General features: G+C 40.3%; 18 protein-coding genes and 5 tRNA genes. 9 read left to right on the forward strand and 14 right to left on the reverse strand.

Annotation, left to right across the window (positions count from 1 at the left end; translation table 11 throughout):
* Positions 1-166 precede the first annotated feature (166 nt).
* The 6 genes from pspF to HH219_RS06505 are packed head-to-tail and all read left to right on the forward strand — an operon-like array spanning position 167 to position 6,516.
* Positions 167-1,225: a phage shock protein operon transcriptional activator gene (gene pspF / locus HH219_RS06480; protein WP_169326964.1), complete on the forward strand. Its 1,059-nt coding sequence runs from the start codon at positions 167-169 to the stop codon at positions 1,223-1,225.
* 15 nt (positions 1,226-1,240) lie between these two features.
* On the forward strand, positions 1,241-2,848 hold the full coding sequence (locus tag HH219_RS06485; protein ID WP_169326965.1) for an ABC transporter substrate-binding protein: 1,608 nt from the start codon (positions 1,241-1,243) through the stop codon (positions 2,846-2,848).
* The gene (locus tag HH219_RS06490; protein WP_054206309.1) at positions 2,848-3,882 is read left to right on the forward strand and encodes an ABC transporter permease; all 1,035 of its coding nucleotides are present in this window, start codon (positions 2,848-2,850) and stop codon (positions 3,880-3,882) included. Before HH219_RS06485 ends, HH219_RS06490 begins: the two co-directional genes overlap by 1 nt.
* On the forward strand, positions 3,869-4,762 hold the full coding sequence (locus tag HH219_RS06495) for an ABC transporter permease subunit (protein ID WP_054206308.1): 894 nt from the start codon (positions 3,869-3,871) through the stop codon (positions 4,760-4,762). The genes HH219_RS06490 and HH219_RS06495 overlap by 14 nt, the downstream gene beginning before the upstream one ends.
* Positions 4,763-5,755, forward strand: coding sequence for an oligopeptide/dipeptide ABC transporter ATP-binding protein (locus tag HH219_RS06500; protein ID WP_054206307.1), 993 nt, complete (start codon positions 4,763-4,765; stop codon positions 5,753-5,755).
* Positions 5,755-6,516 (forward strand): ABC transporter ATP-binding protein, encoded by a 762-nt coding sequence (locus tag HH219_RS06505; RefSeq protein ID WP_054206306.1) that lies wholly within the window; start codon positions 5,755-5,757, stop codon positions 6,514-6,516. The genes HH219_RS06500 and HH219_RS06505 overlap by 1 nt, the downstream gene beginning before the upstream one ends.
* 44 nt (positions 6,517-6,560) lie before the next feature.
* On the opposite strand, the gene HH219_RS06510 is transcribed toward HH219_RS06505, so the two are convergent.
* The 12 genes from HH219_RS06510 to HH219_RS06565 all read right to left on the reverse strand — a co-directional run bounded on the left by HH219_RS06510 (position 6,561) and on the right by HH219_RS06565 (position 17,209).
* Positions 6,561-6,962 (reverse strand): hypothetical protein, encoded by a 402-nt coding sequence (locus tag HH219_RS06510; RefSeq protein ID WP_169326966.1) that lies wholly within the window; start codon positions 6,960-6,962, stop codon positions 6,561-6,563.
* Between the two features lie 635 nt (positions 6,963-7,597).
* Positions 7,598-9,502: a SurA N-terminal domain-containing protein gene (locus tag HH219_RS06515; protein ID WP_169326967.1), complete on the reverse strand. Its 1,905-nt coding sequence runs from the start codon at positions 9,500-9,502 to the stop codon at positions 7,598-7,600.
* A 168-nt stretch (positions 9,503-9,670) separates the two neighbouring features.
* On the reverse strand, positions 9,671-9,973 hold the full coding sequence (locus HH219_RS06520; RefSeq protein WP_305777735.1) for an HU family DNA-binding protein: 303 nt from the start codon (positions 9,971-9,973) through the stop codon (positions 9,671-9,673).
* A gap of 185 nt (positions 9,974-10,158) precedes the next feature.
* Positions 10,159-12,519, reverse strand: a complete 2,361-nt coding sequence (lon, locus tag HH219_RS06525; RefSeq protein ID WP_054206304.1) for an endopeptidase La — start codon at positions 12,517-12,519, stop codon at positions 10,159-10,161.
* Between the two features lie 148 nt (positions 12,520-12,667).
* Positions 12,668-13,951 carry an ATP-dependent protease ATP-binding subunit ClpX gene (gene clpX, locus HH219_RS06530; RefSeq protein WP_054206303.1) on the reverse strand — a complete coding sequence of 428 codons (1,284 nt, stop codon included), beginning with the start codon at positions 13,949-13,951 and terminating at the stop codon, positions 12,668-12,670.
* Positions 13,952-14,085: 134 nt separating this feature from the next.
* Positions 14,086-14,703, reverse strand: a complete 618-nt coding sequence (gene clpP / locus HH219_RS06535) for an ATP-dependent Clp endopeptidase proteolytic subunit ClpP (protein ID WP_054206302.1) — start codon at positions 14,701-14,703, stop codon at positions 14,086-14,088.
* A 164-nt stretch (positions 14,704-14,867) separates the two neighbouring features.
* On the reverse strand, positions 14,868-16,172 hold the full coding sequence (gene tig / locus HH219_RS06540) for a trigger factor (protein ID WP_169326968.1): 1,305 nt from the start codon (positions 16,170-16,172) through the stop codon (positions 14,868-14,870).
* 415 nt (positions 16,173-16,587) lie between these two features.
* Positions 16,588-16,664: transfer RNA gene (locus HH219_RS06545), tRNA-Pro, on the reverse strand.
* A 73-nt stretch (positions 16,665-16,737) separates the two neighbouring features.
* Positions 16,738-16,814, reverse strand: a tRNA-Pro gene (locus HH219_RS06550).
* A 17-nt stretch (positions 16,815-16,831) separates the two neighbouring features.
* Positions 16,832-16,907, reverse strand: a tRNA-His gene (locus tag HH219_RS06555).
* A 23-nt stretch (positions 16,908-16,930) separates the two neighbouring features.
* Positions 16,931-17,007: transfer RNA gene (locus HH219_RS06560), tRNA-Arg, on the reverse strand.
* 125 nt (positions 17,008-17,132) lie between these two features.
* Positions 17,133-17,209, reverse strand: a tRNA-Pro gene (locus HH219_RS06565).
* 350 nt (positions 17,210-17,559) lie between these two features.
* Here HH219_RS06565 and folD point away from each other — a divergent pair.
* Positions 17,560-18,414, forward strand: coding sequence for a bifunctional methylenetetrahydrofolate dehydrogenase/methenyltetrahydrofolate cyclohydrolase FolD (gene folD, locus HH219_RS06570; protein ID WP_169326969.1), 855 nt, complete (start codon positions 17,560-17,562; stop codon positions 18,412-18,414).
* Between the two features lie 339 nt (positions 18,415-18,753).
* Here the strand turns inward: folD and cysS are convergent, their stop codons facing one another.
* Complete coding sequence (gene cysS, locus HH219_RS06575; RefSeq protein WP_054206299.1) at positions 18,754-20,133, reverse strand: cysteine--tRNA ligase; 1,380 nt, start codon at positions 20,131-20,133, stop codon at positions 18,754-18,756.
* A 150-nt stretch (positions 20,134-20,283) separates the two neighbouring features.
* On the opposite strand from cysS, the gene HH219_RS06580 reads away from it, so the two are divergent.
* Positions 20,284-20,775, forward strand: a complete 492-nt coding sequence (locus HH219_RS06580) for a peptidylprolyl isomerase (RefSeq protein WP_054206298.1) — start codon at positions 20,284-20,286, stop codon at positions 20,773-20,775.
* Between the two features lie 66 nt (positions 20,776-20,841).
* Complete coding sequence (locus HH219_RS06585) at positions 20,842-21,582, forward strand: UDP-2,3-diacylglucosamine diphosphatase (RefSeq protein WP_054206297.1); 741 nt, start codon at positions 20,842-20,844, stop codon at positions 21,580-21,582.
* A 28-nt stretch (positions 21,583-21,610) separates the two neighbouring features.
* On the opposite strand, the gene miaE is transcribed toward HH219_RS06585, so the two are convergent.
* Positions 21,611-22,384 (reverse strand): tRNA isopentenyl-2-thiomethyl-A-37 hydroxylase MiaE, encoded by a 774-nt coding sequence (gene miaE / locus HH219_RS06590; RefSeq protein ID WP_169326970.1) that lies wholly within the window; start codon positions 22,382-22,384, stop codon positions 21,611-21,613.
* Positions 22,385-22,684: the final 300 nt, after the last annotated feature.

Consider the following 22,684-nt stretch of genomic DNA (forward strand, 5'->3'; position numbering starts at 1 on the left):
TAACTTAATTGGTCTACTGCTACTGTTACAATATGCTTGCCAACTTTATAAAATATAAAATACATTAATACTTTCAAAAAGTTAAACTAAAAATACAAATTCCTTTAGTTCTCTGCAATTATGAAATACACTAACAGTTAGTAAAAATGACTAAGAGTTAGGGAATATGAGCCAATTTCGCCAACAAGACAATTTACTCGGTCAATCAGACAGCTTTTTAGCTGTGCTTGATCAGGTTTCGCAGCTAGCAAGTTTAGATAAGCCGGTCCTTATTATTGGTGAGCGAGGCACAGGTAAAGAACTAATAGCAGCCCGCTTGCACTTCTTGTCAAAACGTTGGGAGCAAAGCTATATTAAACTTAACTGCGCTGCATTGAACGAAAACCTACTTGAAAGTGAGCTGTTTGGTCATGAAACAGGTGCATTTACAGGGGCGAGCAAACGCCATGAAGGACGATTTGAACGCGCAAACGCGGGTACACTTTTTTTAGACGAACTCGCAAACACTTCTGCGATGGTTCAGGAAAAGCTGCTGCGTGTCATTGAATATGGTGAGTTTGAGCGAGTCGGTGGTAAACAAACCATAAAAGTCGACACCCGGTTAGTATGCGCTACCAATGAAGATTTACCTTACCTAGCTGAACAAGGCGAATTTAGAAGCGATTTACTTGATCGCCTAGCATTTGATGTTATTACACTGCCACCGCTGCGAGAACGCCAAGAAGATATTATGCTGTTAGCTGAGCAGTTTGCAATCAACATGGCGCGTGATCTTGAATGGCAATTATTCAGTGGTTTTACTCGCAGTGCTGTTGATGTTTTACAGTCATATGAGTGGCCCGGTAATATTCGTGAGCTTAAAAATGTAGTGGAGCGAAGTCTGTATCGCCACGGCAATGAACATATCCCCATTCACCAGATTATTTTAGACCCTTTTGAAAGCAAGTTCAGACCAAAACATCGTATTAAAGCACCTGTAAAAACACTCGAAGCCGCGCCTGTTTTAACTGCGCCAAATGAGAGTGTGATCACACATAGCGCTGCCCCCATTCAATTTCCGTGTAGTTTAAAAGATCTTTCCAATGAATTCGAAATCGATTTAATCAATAAAGCGCTTGAGCACAGCCAGTTTAATCAAAAGAAAACTGCAGAAATACTCGGTTTAACGTATCATCAATTACGAGGTTATTTAAAAAAATATAATTTACTAGATCAACAGTCATAGTCAGGGGCTAAGCAAGTGTATAAATTGTTACTTGGTATTATTACGCTATGCCTTACAGGCTGCCTAGATACCAAAGAAAAAACACTCGAAGAAAAAAATCAAGGCTTAGTCTATTGCGCTGAGGCAAACCCCGTATCGTTTAATCCTCAGGTTACAACCACAGGCTCAACCATTGATATCATTGCAAATCAGTTATATGACCGTTTGATCAGTATTGACCCTATTACGGCAGAGTTTAAAAGTGAGCTGGCAACTGATTGGAAAATAAGTCCAGATGGAAAGTCGGTCACTTTTACCTTGCGTAAAGATGTAAAATTTCATACTACGTCTTACTTTACCCCCAGCAGAGATTTTAACGCTGACGATGTGATATTCACCTTTAGCCGTTTATTTGATGTCTATAATCCATATCATTTTGTTGGCGATGCCAATTACCCTTATTTTCAAAGCGTGGGGATAGATCAGCTAATTCGGCAAATTGTCCGTGTATCTGATCACCAAGTCCGGTTTGAATTATTTAATGCAGAGAGTAGCTTTTTAGCCAATATGGCAACAGACTTTGCTGTTTTGCTGTCTCGTGAATATGCCCTGCAGTTAAAAGAACGCGAGCAAACCAACTTATTTGATCAATATCCGGTTGGCACTGGCCCTTATATTTATAAAGAATACAGACGTGATCATTTGGTTCGTTACTATCGTAACCCTGACTATTGGAAGCACAAAGTTGTTCTAGAGCAATTGGTTTATGACATTACACCTAATGGCACAACCCGCATTGCAAAAATGCTCACTAAAGAATGTGATATCACCGCCCACCCAAGCAGTACACAACTGAGTATTCTTGCTCAACGTGATGACATTGTCGTACAAAAAGAGACTAACCTTAATATCGGGTACTGGGCGTTTAATACGCAGCGTCCACCATTTGATGACTTAAGAGTACGTAAAGCCCTTGCTCATGCCATTGATATTGAAAAAATTATGCAAGCTGTGTATTACAGTAATGGCATTCGTGCAAAGTCTATTCTGCCGCCAACATCATGGGCATTTCAAGCACAAACTAAATTACCGGGATTTGACCCTGATTTGGCAAAAAAACTATTGGCCGATGCAGGATTACCCAACGGCTTTGATATGACTATTTGGGCAATGCCTGTGAGCCGTATTTATAATCCCAATGCACGAAAAATGGCTGAGCTTATGCAAAGTGATTTACGACAAATTGGTATAAACGTGAGCATTATAGAGTACGAATGGAACACATTTATTCAACGTATTGGTGAACACCGCCACGACAGCGTCTTACTTGGTTGGGCAGCTGACACCCCAGACCCCGATAACTTTTTTAGTCCATTGCTCAGTTGCACAGCAACCTTTAGTGGTAAAAATCCAGCAAATTGGTGCAACCCTGAGTTTGACTTATTACTCACTCAAGCCCTCGACACAACTGATTTAGCAATGCGCAAAACATATTATCAACAAGCTCAAACTATGATTGTCCAAGAGTTACCATTGCTCCCACTGGCACATGGTATGCGCTTCCAAGCACGCAGTGCTGACGTTGAAGGGGTTCAACTTGGTCCGTTTGGGGCTATTTCCTTAGCAAATGCGAGGAAAAAATAATGATACTTGATTATATAATGCGCCGCTTAGGTTTATTACTTTTTATGATGGTAACGCTCAGTGTGTTTACCTTCTCCTTGAGCTATTTATTTCCAGGTGACCCTTTAAGTAATTTAAGTGGCATTACTAATACAAGCTTTTCACAAACGAGCGAACTACAAGATAAGTATCAATTTAACGACAATTATTTAATGCAATATTTTGCTTTTTTAGGACGTATTTTGCAAGGTGACTGGGGGCTTTCATTTGCCTCTGGAGACAGTGTTTTTAGTCATATTATCGATTTATTTCCAGCCACATTAGAGTTAAGTATTTACGCCTTAGTTATTTCTGTCACCTTTGGCGTACCTGCAGGGATTATTGCTGCGGCATACCAAAAAAGCTGGCCTGATAAACTGATAAATTCAACGACTCTTATTGGTTATTCAATGCCTGTTTTTTGGCTAGCCTTACTCCTTATTATGGTGTTCTCACTGCAACTAGGGTGGTTTCCGATGTCTGGAAGAATGGGGCTGCTCTATGAAATCCCCTCGCAAACCGGCTTTATTTTACTTGATATAGCGCTGGCTGACTTTCCATATTCAGGCATGGCTATGCTAGATGCATTGCATCATTTAACACTGCCCACAATTGTATTAGCCATGTACCCAACTACCGTGTTAGTTCGTTTCACCCGAGACTCAATGCTCAATGTACTCGAACAGAGTTATATTAAAACCGCACGAGCCAAAGGCCTAAACCGTGCCCAACTCATAATGCACCATGCACTGCGTAATGCACTGCTGCCTGTAATAAAACAAATTGGTTTACAGTTTAGTACCTTGATCACCCTGGCGATGATCACTGAAGTTATATTCTCGTGGCCAGGCGTTGGTCGCTGGCTAATAGATAGCATTTACCAACGAGACTACCCTGCTATACAGGGTGGCTTATTGGCCGTATCAATGTTTGTGATCCTTGCAACCATTGTTGCCGAACTCACCTATACCTTATTCGACCCGCTGTCACGGAACCAAGCGCATGGCAAAGTTTAATTTATTTTCAGAAGAGTCGAATAAGTCGCCATTAGCGCGGTTTTGGCGCAAATTCAAATCCAATCACCCGGCAGTTGTTGGGTTATGGCTTTTTAGTGCTTTTGCAGTTCTCGCTGCTGCCGCTCCATTGATTGCCCCCTATGGCGTGAATCAGCAGCACAGTGAAGCACTGCTGATCCCTCCTTCATGGCATGAAATGGGCGATGTGCGTTTTATACTTGGTACAGATGACCTAGGCCGAGATGTGTTATCAAGGTTAATGAATGGCGCAACCTATACATTTGGACTCTCAATTGTCGCAGCATTACTAACAACGGTCATTGGTGTGGTAGTTGGCACGTTTGCAGGGATAAGCCGTGGCATTCGCTCTAGCTTTTTAAATCACCTTCTTGATATTACATTATCAATCCCATCTCTGTTATTAGCTATTATCATTATCGCAATTTTAGGCCCTGGGTTAATGAACACAGTGTGGGCGATTATTCTCGCGCTGCTACCACAGTTTATTCATTCTGTGCGCAATCTTATAGTGACTGAGCTAAATAAAGATTACATCACTGCATTTAAACTTGATGGCGCCTCTAATTGGCATATTCTCTCGCGTGGGATTTTTCCAAATATTTATGAACACATTGTGGTTATTTTTACTATGGCTTTATCAACCGCTATTTTAGATATTGCCGCATTAGGATTTTTAAAGCTAGGTGCTCAACCCCCCACCACTGAGTGGGGCGCTATCTTAGCAGAAAACTTAGGTTTAATTTACCTAGCGCCATGGACTGTGGGCTTACCGGGTGTATTACTCTTTTTAGCGGTCCTATCTACTAACTTAGTTGGTGATGGGCTGCGACAAGTACTAAAAGCACGAAAGGCAGACTAAATGCAATTACTCGACATTAGAAATCTAACCATAGAGCTGCGTACATCTGATACCGTAATACGTGCCGTCGACAGAGTGAGCCTGAGCCTCAAAGAAGGTGAAGTGCATGCATTAGTTGGTGAGTCTGGATCCGGAAAAAGCTTAATAGCAAAAGCTATTGTTGGAGTTTTAAATGAACGCTGGCATATCACCGCTGACCGAATGCACTGGCGCGGTGTTGATTTAATGCGCTTATCAAGCCAACAACGTAGAAAAATTGTTGGCCAAGACATTGCTATGATCTACCAAGATCCAAGTCGTTGCCTTGATCCAACGGCAAAAATATTTGACCAAATAGCTGAAACCTTACCGGCAGTGCACAGTTCAGGCTTTTTCTTAAAGCGAAATCGAGAACGTAAAGATAGAGTCAAAGCATTAATCCATAAGGTCGGTATAAAAGATCATGAAAAAGTACTTACCAGCTACCCGCATGAACTTTCTGAAGGTGTCTGTCAAAAAGTAATGATTGCGATGGCTATTGCACGAACGCCAAAATTACTCATTGCGGATGAACCAACAACGGCACTTGAGAGTACGACTCGGGCACAGGTTTTTCGATTATTAAAAAGTTTAAACCAACTTAAGAACATGTCGATTTTAATGATTTCCCATGAGCTAGAGGAAATTGTAGACTGGTCTCACGGAATACACGTTCTATATTGTGGACAGATGGTTGAAGCTGGCCCTACACAACGTATATTCTCCCATCCTCGCCACCCTTATACACAAGCATTGTTAAAAAGCTTACCTGATTATGAGCATGGCCTTGCTCATAAAGAACCGTTTTACGCACTCAAAGGCACAATACCTACTTTGCAGCATTTACCAATTGGTTGCCGCCTTGGTCCTCGTTGTCCACAAGCACAAAAAGCCTGTGTAGTGACTCCCCCATCAACAAAACAGCATGGTCATAGCTATGCGTGTCATTTTCCATTAATTAAGGCTATGAAATAATGCAGCCACTATTAAAGGTGCAAGCCTTATCTAAAAGCTTTAATTTACGTGCAAGCTTATTTTCACGTAAACAATTTAGTGTCCTAAAAAATATTTCGTTTTGCTTAGAAAAGGGGGAAACTCTGGCAATCATTGGCGAAACAGGCTCTGGGAAAAGTACTTTAGCAAAACTTTTAGCAGGCGCAGGCACCGCCGATAGCGGGCAAATATATTTAGACGGTAATATTATCGAAGACAATGGCGTAAGAGATACACAATGTCGCCATATTCGTATGATATTTCAAGATTCAGAAGCTTCTCTTAATCCTGGTTTAACCATTGGTGACATGCTTGATGATTGCTTACAATACAACACATCATTAGATAAAGAGACGCGGGTTGAAAAAATTAAGGTCACTCTGGCTAAGGTTGGCTTATTAAACGATCACCAACATTATTACCCTCATATGTTCAGTGGCGGTCAATTACAGCGTGTTGCATTAGCAAGGGCGTTGATTCTTGATCCAAAGGTTGTGGTGCTTGATGAAGCGTTATCATCTTTAGACCCTTCTGTACGAGCTCAAACCGTAAATTTACTACTTAAATTACAACAAGAAACTGGCTTAAGCTATATTTTAATAACACATCATTTAAGTCTAGTGCGCCACATTAGCGATCAATTAGTCGTACTTGAGCATGGTGAGATTGTTGAATATGGAAGAACTGAAGATGTTTTCCAAGCACCTAAGTCGCGCGTAACACAAAAATTATTTAACTGCTGACCCTCAATATATGCGCGAGGCGACCCGCGCATAAAATATACCCATTAAGCAGGTTGAATTAATGATTCAACAATTTTTAACGCTTTAATTTCATTTTCATCAGTAATGCCGTCAGCTTCAATAACTTGTTTAAGTAATTCTAATACAAACACCCTCATTGATTGATCTACAATATGCGTCATTCGATGCTGAATAAATGACTCAATGTCATCACTTTGTACAGCCAAAACACATTTACTTGTCATATCAATAATGTAGTTATCAAGGTTAATCGCTGAATTCCACTCAATCTTATGCGCCCATGTTTCAACAACAGCTAATTCTTCCTCTGCAATCGAACCATCAACAGCGACAAATAGTAATGCAAGATCTAACAGTGATTCTTTTTGTAACTGTTCAATACAGATACCCATATCAAAATTATTTAATAGCTGCTCGAATTTCATAACGATCCTTTGATAAAATTTGCGTTTAAGCACTGAGCTTATAACAAAGTACATTAAAAAGTAACCTAAACAAGTTTGCTAAATTTAAGTAGTTGATACCAATTTGCATAAGTATTTGAACAATTTAACAAATAAAATCACTCTGTAACGTCGCAGCAAATACTCGGTTGGAAACTAGGGCGTGCTGACCTTTATGGGTTGAAATTTAATGAACTACCCCGCGCCAAGGCTTTTCGCTTAGGCTCAAATTCGCTTCGCGAAGAGGGGTATCTTAATTAGTCTAAGGTAAAAAACCTTTACGCCGCAAGCGACGGGGAATAAACCCGAAGAGATTTAATCTAGGGGCGATTTAATCGCGGCGCGAGGTTTGAAATCGAGTGAGCTAAGTGGAAATTGAGCAAAGCTTCCGCGTCCTGCTCACGCCTCTAGGAAGAACCCTTTGGCAGCGCATGTTTGGCATTTATACTGCGTTATCGCCTATTTATGGGGAACACCACACACCATAGACGCTGCCTTGCCTAAATACCAAATAGACTGCTGCAAAATCAATCACGAAAGGTCAACACGCCCTAGCATACTGTCAGTGAAAAACAAAAAAGGCGCCATTGGCGCCTTTTTATTTATTAGAATAAAACTTATTCTGCGGCTTGTGGTGCTACCGGCAAGTTTAACTCAGCGTTTGCTTTTAAAGCTTCAATGAATACCATGTAGTTTTTGTTAACTTGGGCCATTGTAATATTTTGCTTAAGCTGCGCTTCGATTTCGCCCTCAATAGCTGCATCTGTCACTGTTTTAAGAGCAACAATTGCTGCATCGCCGTTATTTAACTCAACCTTTTCAACTACTGGAGCAGTACTAGGATGAGCCATTTTAAAGGCGTGTTGAACGATTGCTGGAGAAACCGTATATGCTTGACGTGTCAGTGTAGCCTCTTGGCGTAGTTCTAAGCTTTGCTCAGTTGCTACGTTTGTTAAGCTCTTACCTGCTTTAATTTCTGCGTATAAGGTAGTTGCTTTCTCTTTAGCAAGTTCTGATGCTTTTTGGCTCACTAAACGCGCTTTTATCTGTTCAGACACATCTACAAGTGGTTTTGTCATTGCAGGCACATATTCGCTAACTCGAACCACAATAACGTGCTCATCACCGATTTCAAGTACTTCTGAATTCATTTTATCTTCAAGCACGTCTGGCGAGAATAATGCTCTCATCACTGCGGGTGTGTTAAGTGGTGCTGGTAATGCGTTGCGTTCAACTAGCGCCGTTGTTTGTACTTCAACACCGGCAACTTCAGCTGCATCAACTAAAGTATCTGAAATCTCAAATGCAATTCCAGCCATTTCTGTTTGCTTTTCATAAAACGCATTTACTTTTTCAGTACGCTCTAGTTCCGCACGTAAATCAGCTTTAACCGCATCATACGCTTTTACTTGTTGGCTTTGGATATCTGTTAACTGAATTATATGGTAACCGAACTCCGATTGTACAACCTCTGAAAAGTCACCTTTTGCAGCAAGTGCAAACGCAGCGTCTTCAAATGCAGGATCCATCATATCGCGTTCGATCCAATCTAAATCACCGCCCATTTCAGCACTAACAATATCATCAGATGATGATTCAGCTAATTTAGCAAACTCAGCGCCTTGTTGTAATTGCGCTAATAAATCTTCAGCTTTACTTTTAGCTGCATCATCGTTTTCACTGCTATCAATTAAGATATGTGATACACGGCGTTTTTCCGGTTCTATATATTGCGCACTGCTTTGCTCATAATACGCTTTAACGTCATCTTCAGTCACATTCGTTTCAAGGTTTAAGTTCGCAGCATTTAAATCAATATAGCTTACTGATACCTGTTCTGGAGCTAAAAACTGTGATGTATTTAAATCGTAGTAATCTGCAATTTCTTGCTCATTAACAACGATACTGTCTTGTAGGCTTTCTTTGCTAACTACAATGTAATCAATACTACGAGTTTGTTGTTGTAGTGCAATCGCGCTTGTTAATTCGTTTTTCAAAGCAAAATCGCTGCCTGCAACAGCTGATACAAGCTGGCTACGAGTCATTTCTTCACGAAGGTATTCACGAAATGCTTCTGGTTGAAAATTCATTTGACGAATAACTTGTAAATAGCGATCGTTATTAAATTTTCCACCAATTTGAAAGTAAGGCAGTTCTAAAATTGATTTTTTAACACTATCATCACTTACACGAAGGCCTAACTCTGCAGCCAGTTGCGTTTGTAATTCTTGTTGTACTAAACGATCAACCACACCTTGGCGAATTTGCGCCATATAATTTGGATCTGCAGCAATTTGCGCGAAATATTCACCAAATTGTTGTTCCAAGCGTGAACGTTCATTTTGTAGTGCTCGGCTAAATTCGGTTTGGCTGATTTTAACTCCATTTACTTCAGCAACGGGTTGTTCTGCGGTTTGACCTAGGTAACCACCGATCCCTGCTAAGGCAAAAGATAAAATTACCGCGCCTAAAATAACTTTTGCTACTGGTCCTTGCGAACCCTCTCTTATTTTCTCAAGCATTTATTTATCTCTATTCTATTCGAGGCAGAAATCGCCTTGCTCATGTAAAAAAAGCGTATCTTACCAGATACGCTTTTTTTCTTGAAGCAGTTGGCGATAAAGATAGTTAATTGTGCTAAAAAGCGACTAACTTCTTACACTGCCAAAACTAACCTACTAAAACAGTGATTAGCTATTACATGCATCTTTTAGCGCTTTACCAGCTTTGAAAGCTGGAATAGTCGCTGCAGCGATTTGAATTGTTTCGCCAGTTTGTGGGTTGCGGCCTGAACGAGCGGCACGATCGCGTACTGAGAAAGTACCGAAACCAACTAGAGCAACTGAATCGCCATCTTTAAGAGCGCCTGAAACAGACTCGATGAATGAATCTAGTGCACGACCCGCAGCCGCTTTAGAAATGTCAGCGTCAGCTGCGATTTGATCGATTAATTGAGATTTATTCACAATATCATCCTCTTTCATTGTTATTATCAAGAGCGATTGTTTTTTAAACTAACATCACTATTTTGAAAATTTTAGAGCAAACTTTTTCATGCTCATACGATTGTATTTTTTCTTCAGCCTAGGCCACATAAGGCCTAGGCTTGAAAACCAGTGCTTAACTTATCATACCATCTAGATTTGAAAAGCCCTTTCAAGCACTTTTTTTCGCTTTTTTACTGGTTTTTTGGTGTTTCGACTGAAAAACTCTCAACTGGGTGTACTAAAGCAAGTTTTAAAACCTCATCAATCCAAGTAACAGGGTGAATATCAAGGCCTGCCAATACGTTGTCAGGGATCTCTTTTAAGTCACGTTCGTTAATTTTTGGAATAATAACGGTTTTAATACCACCTCGGTGGGCCGCTAGTAACTTCTCTTTTAAGCCACCTATTGGTAATACTTCACCACGCAACGTAATTTCACCCGTCATTGCAACATCAGCACGAACAGGATTACCCGTAAGACTTGAAACCAAACCAGTTACCATAGCAGCACCTGCACTTGGTCCATCTTTTGGTGTTGCTCCCTCAGGCACATGTACATGAATGTCACGTTTTTCATAAAAATCACTGTTAATACGAAATTCATCTGCTCGATTACGCACAACAGTCATAGCAGCTTGAATCGACTCTTGCATGACATCGCCAAGTGAACCGGTGTAACTTAGCTTCCCTTTACCAGGCATCGCAGCACATTCGATCGTCAGTAAATCACCACCTACTTCAGTCCAAGCAAGGCCTGTTACTTGACCAATACGATCGCCGTCTTCTGCTTTACCGTAATCAAAGCGTTGCACACCTAAGAAATCTTCAAGGTTCTGTGCATTGATAGTGACGGTTTTAGTGCCTTTTTCAAGCAAGATATTCTTAACGGCTTTGCGACATAACTTAGATATTTCGCGCTCTAAATTACGTACGCCAGCTTCGCGGGTATAATAGCGAATAATGCCAATTATAGCGCTGTCTTCTAAAACAAGTTCGTCGTCTTTTAAGCCATTGCGTTTAACTTGCTTAACAATTAAATGCTCTTTTGCAATATTTAGCTTTTCATCTTCGGTGTAACCCGACAAACGAATAACTTCCATCCGATCTAATAATGGACCAGGAATGTTAAAGCTGTTAGATGTTGCAACAAACATTACATCCGACAAATCGTAATCAACTTCTAAGTAATGATCAGCAAAATGACTATTTTGCTCAGGATCGAGTACTTCTAATAAAGCCGATGCTGGATCACCACGCATATCCGAAGACATTTTGTCAATTTCATCTAATAAGAATAATGGATTTTTAACACCCACTTTACTCATATTTTGGATTAGCTTACCTGGCATTGAGCCAATATAAGTACGGCGATGACCACGAATTTCAGCTTCGTCGCGTACGCCACCCAGCGCCATACGTATGTACTTACGACCCGTAGAGCGTGCAATCGATTGGCCTAATGACGTTTTACCAACACCTGGAGGCCCAACTAAACATAAAATTGGCCCTTTTAGTTTATTAGTACGTTGCTGAACCGCAAGATATTCAATGATACGCTCTTTTACTTTATCAAGACCGTGGTGATCGCTATCAAGGATTTTTTGCGCACCGGCTAAATCTTTTTTCACTTTTGAGCGTTTTTTCCACGGTACATTAATTAATGTATCTATGTATGAACGCACTACTGTCGCTTCTGCCGACATTGGTGACATCATTTTTAGCTTGGCAAGCTCTGAATTTGCTTTTTCTTGTGCATCAGTGCTCATACCCGACTCTTCAATACGTTTTTTCAACGCTTCGAATTCATCTGGTACATCATCAAGTTCACCCAATTCTTTTTGGATGGCTTTCATTTGCTCATTGAGGTAGTACTCACGCTGCGATTTTTCCATCTGCTTTTTAACGCGGGTACGAATTTTCTTCTCAATTTGCAATAAATCGATTTCACCTTCCATCAACGCCATTAAATATTCAAGACGTTCCGTTACACTGGCAATCTCAAGTACTTTTTGCTTTTCTGGCACCTTAAGCGGCATGTGTGCTGCCATCGTATCAGCAAGGCGTGGCGCTTCATCAATCCCACTGACTGATGTTAATACCTCTGGTGGGATTTTTTTATTGAGCTTTACATAGCCTTCAAACTGACTTATTGCGCTGCTGATGAAAATATCTTGCTCTTGCTCATCGATTTCCTCAGAGCTAATAAACTGCGCGTTAGCAACAAAGAAGTCTTCATTTTCAATGAAGCTTTCAAGCTTTGCTCGTTGCGTACCTTCTACCAATACCTTTACTGTACCATCTGGTAATTTTAGTAATTGAAGTACGGTGGCAATAGTACCAACACGATAAATATCATCTTGTTCTGGTTCATCGACTGTTGCGTCTTTTTGCGCAACAAGGAAAATTTGTTTGTCTTTATCCATTGCCGCTTCAAGGCATTTTATTGATTTTTCACGGCCTACAAAAAGCGGGATCACCATGTGCGGATATACCACGACATCGCGCAGTGCTAACACTGGGATTTCGACTCGATCTGTTCTCTCAAGCGTCATTATTTTTCTCTTCGCTCTTCATTTATTTTAAAGATTACTCAAGTATATGGGGATAACCTAAGTAAAGTTCAACAATTTTACGTAATTGGATTAAATAAATTATAAAAAAAGGAGCCTAAGGCTCCTTTTTTATCAAAGTGAGTATATATTACTCGGCGGCCACTTTATCTTGAGTCGCGCTTTGATAGATCAAAATAGGATCTGATTCACCTTTAATAACGGTTTCATCAATCACTACTTTGCTAACATCTTCCATTGATGGGAGTTCGTACATGGTATCAAGTAATACAGCCTCAACAATTGAGCGAAGACCACGTGCACCCGTTTTACGCTCCATTGCTTTGTGGGCAATAGCGCGAAGCGCATCATCACGAAACTCAAGTTCAACGTCTTCCATACCAAATAATGCGCCGTACTGTTTAGTTAAGGCGTTTTTAGGCTCATTTAGAATTTGTACTAAAGCCGACTCATCTAATTCAGTTAACGTTGCAACCACTGGTAAGCGGCCAATAAACTCTGGAATTAAACCATACTTTACTAAATCTTCAGGTTCAACATCTTTAAATGTTTCACTTAAAGAACGACTCGCCGCTGATTCTTTGACTTGTACGCCAAAACCGATACCAGTATTTTTCTGGCTTCGCTGCTCAATTACTTTATCAAGGCCAGAGAATGCACCACCACAGATAAATAAGATTTTAGAGGTATCGACCTGTAAAAATTCTTGCTGTGGGTGTTTGCGCCCGCCTTGTGGTGGAACCGATGCAACTGTACCTTCAATTAATTTAAGCAATGCTTGTTGCACGCCTTCACCCGATACATCGCGTGTAATCGAAGGATTATCCGATTTACGTGAAATCTTATCAATTTCATCAATGTAAACAATACCGCGCTGGGCTTTTTCTACATCGTAATCGCACTTTTGTAATAGCTTTTGGATGATGTTTTCAACATCTTCACCTACATAACCGGCTTCAGTTAGTGTTGTTGCATCTGCCATCGTAAATGGCACATCTAATAAGCGTGCAAGTGTTTCGGCTAATAATGTTTTACCGCTACCCGTTGGGCCAATTAGTAGAATATTACTTTTGCCTAACTCAATATCAGATTTACCATTTTGATTACGCAAGCGTTTATAATGATTATAAACCGCTACAGAAAGTACTTTTTTAGCGTGATCTTGACCAATTACATAATCATCTAAGTGATTACGAATTTCTTTTGGTGCAGGTAGTTTATCAGACGTGTTGTGCTTAGGCGCAATGTCTTTGATTTCTTCCCTGATGATATCGTTACACAGCTCTACACATTCATCACAAATGTATACTGAAGGACCTGCAATTAGCTTACGAACTTCGTGTTGGCTTTTGCCACAAAAAGAGCAGTATAACAATTTATTACTTTTGTCGCCGTCTGTAGGAGTGTCAGACATTCAGCTACCTCATCTTATACGTTGGCTGCCAAACTACTTAGCAGCTATTTCAATACGCTCAACTATACCAAATTATATTGGTTTTCACATAGTAAAGGACAAAGCTAGTAACAATTAACTACTAGCTTGTGTAATTACTTGCTCTCGCGATTAGTAAATACGGCGTCAACTAAACCATAATCAACAGCTTGGGCTGCACTCATAAAGTTATCACGGTCGGTATCTTTTGAAATCACATCTAATGGTTGGCCAGTATGCTCTGCCATTAAACGGTTTAATTTGTCTTTAATAGACAGGATTTCTTTGGCGTGTATTTCAAAGTCAGATGCTTGACCTTGGAAACCGCCTAATGGTTGGTGGATCATTACCCGTGAATTAGGTAAACAATAGCGTTTGCCTTTTGCACCAGCTGTTAATAAGAATGCACCCATGCTAGCCGCTTGGCCAACACAAATTGTACTTACATCTGGCTTAATAAAATTCATGGTGTCATAAATTGCCATGCCCGCAGTGACTGAACCGCCTGGTGAATTGATATATAAAAAGATATCTTTTTCTGGGTTTTCTGACTCTAAAAATAGCATTTGCGCTAAAATTAGGTTAGCCATGTTGTCTTCAACCGGGCCAGTTAAAAAAATGATTCGCTCTTTTAATAGTCTCGAATAAATATCATACGAGCGCTCGCCTTTCGCTGTTTGTTCAACAACCATAGGTACTAATGCATTGAGTGGATCTGTAATACCAGTGTTCATATTTATCTAATTCCTTATGCGCTTATACTTATCCTTATTATAAGGAAGCATAGTTATTTTTTGGCGAAATTGAAGGCCACAAACTAAAATGGCTCGGGCACGCTGCATAATACAGTGTAACACGAGCCATTTAATCGTTAGCGAGGGCTTAAGTCAATGACTTATTATGCACCTTGCTGTGGATTCATGATGTCATCAAATGCTTTTTCAACGTCAGTTACATTTGCTTTAGCTAAAATAGCTTCAACAGCTTGCTCTTCCATTGCTACATTACGCATTTGCTGCATAAGTTGATCATTTGCTTTGTAATATTCTACAACTTCAGTTGGATCTTCATATGCAGAAGCCACTGTTGCAATTAATGCTTCAACTTTAGCATCATCAACTTTGATCTCGTTCGCTTTAATTACTTCACCTAATAATAGGCCAGTTTTAACGCGAGTTACAGCTTGTTCGTGGAACAATTCAGCTGGAAGCTCAGGCATGTTTTTAGCGTCGCCACCAAAACGTTGTGCTGCTTGTTGACGTAGTGCATCAATTTCTTGATCTACTAGCGCTTTAGGCACATCGATTTCGTTGTTAGCTAAAAGACCTTTGATTGCTTGGTCTTTCACGTTAGCTTTAACCGCTTGGTCAAGTTCACGTGTCATGTTCTTTTTCACTTCTTCTTTAAGTGCGTCAACGCCGCCTTCAGTTACACCGAATTTAGTTGCGAATTCTTCGCTTAATTCAGGTAGCTCTTGCGCTTCAACTTTCTTCACTGTGATAGTGAATTGAGCTGCTTTGCCTTTAAGATTTTCAGCATGGTAATCATCAGGGAATGTTACATCAGCAACAACTTCTTCGCCTGCTTTTTTACCTACGATATTATCTTCAAAACCTGGGATCATACGACCTTGGCCAAGTTCTAATGGGAAGTCTTCAGCTTTTCCGCCTTCAAATACTTCACCGTCGATAGTACCTACGAAGTCAACTGTTACGCGATCGTTCTCGCCAGCAGCTGTATCTACGTCAGCCCAACCTGCGTGTTGCTTACGAAGAGTTTCTAGCATGTTAGCTAGATCTTCGTCAGTAACCGTTACAGCAGGTTTTTCAACAGCAATTTTGTCTAAACCTTGAACTTCTACTTCAGGGTAAACTTCAAATGTTGCTGAAAACTCTAAATCTTTACCCGCTTCAAGTGCTTTAGGAGCAAATGTTGGTGCGCCAGCTGGGTTAATTTTTTCAGCTATAATAGCTTCATAAAAATTACGTTGCATTACTTCGCCAGCTACTTCTTGACGAACTGCGCCACCGTAACGTTTGTTGATTACAGACGTTGGTACTTTACCAGGACGGAAACCATCAATACGCTGGGTTTTAGACAGTTGTTGTAAGCGTTTTTTTACTTCGGTCTCAACGTTCTCTGCAGGAACGGTGATGGTCAGACGGCGCTCAAGGCCTTGAGTCGTCTCAACAGAAACTTGCATGATATACCTCAATCTTCAATTTTGGCGACTGTTCGCCTTCCTTACAAACACGGTGATCACTATGCGTTTTGGCACGTTCAAAGTCATTTAATGACTTATCAACCCCATCTCCACTATAAGATACCAATGCTGCTCTGCCCTTCGGGCACTATGTTAAACAATAGACGCGGCATTATAACCTAATATTTATGATAGTCGAGTCTAGGGGGCAATTATTTGGTTAGATAGCGCATTATAGAAGGTGATAGGATAAAAAACAGGCGTTTTAGATAGCAATTTTTAAGAGCATTCGCTTTTTTGAATAAAAATGATGAAATGGTTTTATAAAATATATTATGAAGAATTTTTATTGTTCGTGTTTGTGTTTTGAAGAAATTATAAATTTAATATCACTTAACTTTAGAGGTAAAGAAAGTGGTCGGCGATGCAGGATTTGAACCTGCGACCCCTTGGACCCAAACCAAGTGCGCTACCAAACTGCGCTAATCGCCGACATATGAAGAATTAACTTCTATTTTTCTGTGAACACTTAAACTGAGAATTTAAGACCATTTCCTAAAGAAAATGGTCGGCGATGCAGGATTTGAACCTGCGACCCCTTGGACCCAAACCAAGTGCGCTACCAAACTGCGCTAATCGCCGATATTCTTTGTGTAAATTGGGGTGACTGATGGGGCTCGAACCCACGACAACCGGAATCACAATCCGGGGCTCTACCAACTGAGCTACAATCACCACGGCATTTACTTGTTTTCAAATGGTGCACCCAGAAGGATTCGAACCTTCGACCGACGCCTTAGAAGGGCGTTGCTCTATCCAGCTGAGCTATGGGCGCATCGAAAACTTCATAGCGAACCAATAAGCTACTTTAATTAAGAGGTGGTCGCGATACAGAATTTTAATCTGCGACTGAATTGAATATACTCAAATCAATCTTGCTACACTTTAACTTTAAAAAAGTGGTCGGCGATGCAGGATTTGAACCTGCGACCCCTTGGACCCAAACCAAGTGCGCTACCAAACTGCGCTAATCGCCGATGCCTATTATTGTTAGCGAGTGACCTCGTTGACAACGGGGTGCATAATAGTGATTTGACCGGGTTAGGTCAAACCTTTTTTTAAGAAAATAAATCAATCGCTCACTTTTAGTTCATAATGGCTAAATATTGTAAAACTAAGCTAAAATTTCAGCACTTTTATATAATTCGAAGGTGAATATAAGAAAAGCAACTTGGCGCTTTAATGCTTTTCTGCGAAAATAGCTTCTAGAATAAAGACAAGACTATAATGAGATTGGTTATTACCAACTGCGTTTACCCCATTAAAAACGTTTATAGTCTTGCTAAGTATCAGTTTCAAGTTAACTAACCCCAATTAAAGGTCACCCATGACGGCAAACATCATCGATGGTAAGGCAATAGCTAAACAAGTACGAAGTGCAGTAGCACAACGAGTAAGTGAACGTGTTGCAAATGGTTTACGCGCACCAGGCCTTGCTGTTGTACTTGTAGGACAAGACCCAGCGAGCCAAGTTTACGTAGGCTCAAAGCGTAAAGCCTGTGAAGAGGTTGGTTTTGTATCAAAATCATTTGATTTACCGGCAGACACAAATGAACAAGCATTATTAGATTTAATAGATGAGCTTAACAACGATGCCCAAGTCGATGGGATTTTAGTCCAGTTGCCTTTGCCTGCAGGGCTTAATGTTGAAAAGATCCTTGAGCATATTACGCCGCTTAAAGACGTTGATGGTTTTCATCCATACAATATCGGTCGTTTAGCGCAACGCATGCCAGCTCTTCGCCCTTGTACACCAAAAGGGATTATTACATTGCTTGATTCAACGGGCGTAAGATACAAAGGAATGCATGCAGTTGTTGTAGGCGCCTCAAATATTGTTGGTCGCCCTATGGCATTAGAGTTATTGCTGGCTGGTTGTACAACTACTGTATGTCATAAATTTACGCAAGATTTAGAAACTCATGTACGCCGCGCCGATTTGTTGGTTGTCGCAGTAGGTAAACCTGAGTTTATTCCAGGAGACTGGGTTAAAGAAGGCGCTATTGTAATTGATGTAGGTATCAACCGTTTAGATACCGGTAAATTAGTGGGTGATGTTCAATATGATATCGCTGAGAAAAAAGCACATTTCATCACGCCAGTCCCTGGTGGTGTAGGCCCAATGACGGTTGCAAGCTTAATTGAAAATACACTTGAAGCGTGCGAAAAATATCACAGTTGATACAACTCATAAAATTATTTCATATAAAAAAGGGTTGCCAGTTGGCAACCCTTTTTTATATGCCCAAGTCACCTCAAGATGTGAGTTTTAGTTGGAATTAAAAGCGATTTAGGCAAGGCATTGATTGCAGGTAATGGTTATTCCCTTATCAAAATCTATAACACAGTATAAATCGCTTTTAAACCAACCCGTTGGGCGTTTCACAGGCACTTACTCTCTGCGTTGTTACTCCTTAAAAGGGACCGCCATTTTTGCGAAGTAACGCCTTGATATTAAGCCCCTGTGAAACGCTGAATCCTGCATCTTGAGGTAACCTGGGTATATACGGTTAATTGCTTATTACGCTTTTCGCCACGTCGTTTTACCCGCTGAATCTTCAAGTATTACACCAAGTGCATTCAACGCATCACGTGCTTCATCTGCTGCGGCCCAATCTTTACTGGCACGTGCATCATTACGTTTTACGATTAACGCTTCAATTTGTGCAACTTCATCATCTGCTTGAGCGCCTTGTAAAAATGCTTCTGGTGTTTGCTGTGCAACACCCAACACTTCACCTAAACTGCGCAGCACAAATGCTAACTGCCCTGCTTGCGCAGTCTCACTATCTTTTACGCGGTTAAGCTCTTTAGCAAGCTCAAACAATACTGGCAATGCCTCTGGGGTATTGAAGTCATCATCCATTGCTTTTCTAAATTTAGCCACGTATTCATTTCCTGCTAAATCACAATTGATAGGCTCAACGCCACGTAAGGCTGTATAAATGCGCTCTAGTGACGAGCGCGCTTGATCTAAATTTTCTTGCGAGTAGTTTAACTGGCTACGGTAGTGACCCGATATTAAAAAGTAACGCACTGATTCAGGATCATACTGTTTTAATACTTCACGTACCGTAAAAAAGTTATCGAGCGATTTAGACATCTTCTCTTTATTAACTTGTACCATTCCGGTGTGGATCCAGGTATTTACGTATTTACCGTTATTTGCACAGCATGATTGTGCTATTTCATTTTCATGGTGCGGAAACTGTAAATCAGAACCACCACCATGAATATCAAAATGCTCACCTAAATGCTTAGAACTCATTGCAGAACATTCAATATGCCAACCAGGACGACCCTCACCCCAAGGTGATGTCCATGATGGCTCACCCGCTTTGGCTTTTTTCCATAATACAAAGTCAAGCGGATCGTCTTTATCTTGCGCAACTTCAACACGTGAACCCGCTTGTAGCATTGTTAGGTCTTGTTGTGACAATGCACCGTACTGCTCAAACGTTGATACATCAAACAATACATCGCCATCAGCTGCAACATAAGCATGGCCTTTGTGTACTAAGCGCTCAACCATTTCGATGATTTCATCCATATGGCCTGTTACTGTTGGTTCAACATCCGGGCGCAACATGTTTAAACTATCAAAATCTTCATGCATTGCTTTAGTCATACGTACGGTTAAATCATTAATCGCTTCGCCATTTTCATTGGCGCGCTTGATAATTTTATCATCAACATCGGTGATGTTACGTACATACTTTAAATCATAACCAATATGGCGAAGATAACGTACGATCACGTCAAAACTTACGAATGTACGTGCATGACCAATATGGCAGTAATCATAAATGGTGATACCACACACATACATGTCGATTTTACCGTCGACCATTGGTTTAAATTGCTCTTTTTGACGTGTCAGTGTGTTGTATATATTTACCATTTATTTTGAGTCCTTGACTATTTACTTGAATTACTATGTTAACACTTGAAAAGCCCCTGCTCTAGCGCTTTATCAATTGAATAAGCACTTTGTTTATCTTAGCTAACTAAGATAAAATAGTGCCAAATAAATCAGCTAATAGGAAACCTCATGGTTGTTCTACACACAAATTTTGGTGATATCACCATTAACATGCACAAAGATGACGCGCCAAACACAGTTAAAAATTTTTTACAGTATGCAAATGCTGGTTTTTATGACGGTACTATTTTTCACCGTGTAATTGATGGTTTTATGGTACAAGGCGGCGGCTTTGAGCCTGGCATGACACAAAAAGAAGTGCATGACCCGATTCAAAATGAAGCAAATAACGGCCTTTCAAATAAGGTTGGTACACTTGCAATGGCACGTACTCCTGATCCACATTCAGCAACTGCGCAGTTTTTCATTAACGTCAATAACAACGATTTTTTAAATTTCAGCAGTGAAACATCACAAGGCTGGGGTTACTGTGTGTTTGCTGAAGTTGTTGAAGGCATGGACATAGTTGAAAAGATCAAAAACGTTGCGACTGGAAGTGCTGGTCACCACCAAGATGTTCCGCTTGATGACGTTATCATCAAAAGCGTAACTGTTAGCTAAGTTACCTTTCATTTAAAGCGGATGTTTCATCCGCTTTTTATTCTCCGTTAACGTTTACGAGTCACAATGCGCCAAACTTATTTTATTGCCGACCTTCATTTAAGTGAAAACCGCCCAGATATCAGCGCTGCTTTTTATCAATTTTTAGATTCTCACATTCTTAATAAAGACATTGACGCTCTGTATATCCTCGGTGATTTTTTTGAAGTATGGGTTGGGGATGATTACGTTACAGCGCTCTCTACGGAAGTGGCTAAACGCTTAAAGGTTGTAAGTGACAACGGGACACCCGTGTATTTTGTACATGGCAACCGTGATTTTATTATGCGTGAAAAATACGCCCAGCAAGCTGGTATGACTTTATTGCCTGAACAAATTGTTATTGATTTATATGGTACACCCACCGTCATTTTGCATGGCGATGAAATGTGCACACAAGATATCGAATATCAAAAGTTTCGTAAGAAAGGTCGCGGTTGGTGGTGGCCACGTTTAATGCTCGCTATGCCACTGTGGTACCGCCGAAAGGTAGCACAAAATGCTCGAGAAAAATCAAAACAAAATCAAGCTGGTAAAGCATTAGAAATTCTAGATGTAACTGAAAAAGCTGTGCTAGAAACTTTTGATAAACACCAAGTACAGCATATGATTCACGGCCATACTCATCGTCCTAATGTGCACCACTATAAAGTGGATAATCAAACTCTCACACGAACAGTGTTAGGCGATTGGTACACACAAGGATCATATTTAGTGGTCACAGCCAAAAAACAAATGTTGAAAAGTGAGCCATTCGCACAAAATTAAATAGTTAGTTAGGGCTATTATTCTCTCTTTATAAATGTGTAGTTAGCGTTGGCACACCGCTATGGAATTTAAAATCAATGTCTGGCGTGGCAATTAGTTCAGCTTCTTTATCACCAAAAAATGCTACACGCTCAGCAATATCAAAGTCTGCAATTTCTTGCGCCAACGTTAAATAATCTTGGTAATGACGCGCTTCTGAGCGTAATAAAGAGATATAAAAATCGCCTAAACGTTTATCAACATGCGGAGCAAGCTTTGCAAACCGTTCACATGATCGCGCTTCAATGTAAGCACCCACTATTAGCTTATCCACCAAAGCATCTGGTTCAAAAGTCTTAACATGACGTAACATGCCTTTTGCATAACGACATGGCGTAATACTTTGATATTCTATACCGTACTCATCCATAATTTCTAACACTTGATAAAAGTGGTGCAACTCTTCTTTAATCAACATCACCATTTTATCAATCAAATCTTGCCCGTAAGGTGAATCAGATTTGGGGATCACTGATTTAGTCAGTTTATTTTTAACAGCTAAATCGCGCCAGTTACCCTCGCGCTTATAAATAAGCGTTTCAAATGGTTTTAGCCATTCTAATAACGCATCACTGCCCTCTTTATCAACTGCATATTTACGAATTAAAAACATTGCAGATTGTGCGGCTTTTAATTCACAAATTAAATGATCAATTAAAATAACGGTTAGATTTTCTTTTTTTGTCGCTTCTATAATCCACTCTTGCGGAGTTTCACATTGAAGAAAAGATAATATTGGGGCGAGCAACTCTTGATTTGACATGGTAAAAATTCATTATCGTAAACTTTAAATGAGCCAAAATTATACCATACACATAACAATAGTATCGATAAAATACGGGTAGTAAAAATAGAAATAAATCTGAGTTTATCAAGATAAAGCCTATTTTTTAATATTAAAATCATTAGGGCCTGTTGACCTTTGTGGATTAAAATTCGTTCAATTTAGGGGCGATTTAATCGCGGCGCGAGATTTGTAATCGAGTGGGCTAAGTAAAAATCGAGTAACAAAGAGTTAATCGCTCCTAGACAGAACCCTTCGGGCAGCGCATGTTTGGTTTTT

Source organism: Pseudoalteromonas sp. NEC-BIFX-2020_015 (assembly GCF_012952265.1).
GTDB classification, from domain to species: domain Bacteria; phylum Pseudomonadota; class Gammaproteobacteria; order Enterobacterales; family Alteromonadaceae; genus Pseudoalteromonas; species Pseudoalteromonas neustonica.

Coding starts and splice junctions, on each gene's coding strand:
- miaE (WP_169326970.1), bottom strand. CDS start 22,384: ATGTCAAATCAAGAGTTGCTCGCCCCAATATTATCTTTTCTTCAATGT.
- HH219_RS06500 (WP_054206307.1), top strand. CDS start 4,763: ATGCAATTACTCGACATTAGAAATCTAACCATAGAGCTGCGTACATCT.
- HH219_RS06495 (WP_054206308.1), top strand. CDS start 3,869: ATGGCAAAGTTTAATTTATTTTCAGAAGAGTCGAATAAGTCGCCATTA.
- tig (WP_169326968.1), bottom strand. CDS start 16,172: ATGCAAGTTTCTGTTGAGACGACTCAAGGCCTTGAGCGCCGTCTGACC.
- pspF (WP_169326964.1), top strand. CDS start 167: ATGAGCCAATTTCGCCAACAAGACAATTTACTCGGTCAATCAGACAGC.
- HH219_RS06580 (WP_054206298.1), top strand. CDS start 20,284: ATGGTTGTTCTACACACAAATTTTGGTGATATCACCATTAACATGCAC.
- HH219_RS06505 (WP_054206306.1), top strand. CDS start 5,755: ATGCAGCCACTATTAAAGGTGCAAGCCTTATCTAAAAGCTTTAATTTA.
- clpX (WP_054206303.1), bottom strand. CDS start 13,951: ATGTCTGACACTCCTACAGACGGCGACAAAAGTAATAAATTGTTATAC.
- lon (WP_054206304.1), bottom strand. CDS start 12,519: ATGACGCTTGAGAGAACAGATCGAGTCGAAATCCCAGTGTTAGCACTG.
- HH219_RS06515 (WP_169326967.1), bottom strand. CDS start 9,502: ATGCTTGAGAAAATAAGAGAGGGTTCGCAAGGACCAGTAGCAAAAGTT.
- HH219_RS06585 (WP_054206297.1), top strand. CDS start 20,842: ATGCGCCAAACTTATTTTATTGCCGACCTTCATTTAAGTGAAAACCGC.
- HH219_RS06490 (WP_054206309.1), top strand. CDS start 2,848: ATGATACTTGATTATATAATGCGCCGCTTAGGTTTATTACTTTTTATG.
- cysS (WP_054206299.1), bottom strand. CDS start 20,133: ATGGTAAATATATACAACACACTGACACGTCAAAAAGAGCAATTTAAA.
- folD (WP_169326969.1), top strand. CDS start 17,560: ATGACGGCAAACATCATCGATGGTAAGGCAATAGCTAAACAAGTACGA.
- clpP (WP_054206302.1), bottom strand. CDS start 14,703: ATGAACACTGGTATTACAGATCCACTCAATGCATTAGTACCTATGGTT.
- HH219_RS06510 (WP_169326966.1), bottom strand. CDS start 6,962: ATGAAATTCGAGCAGCTATTAAATAATTTTGATATGGGTATCTGTATT.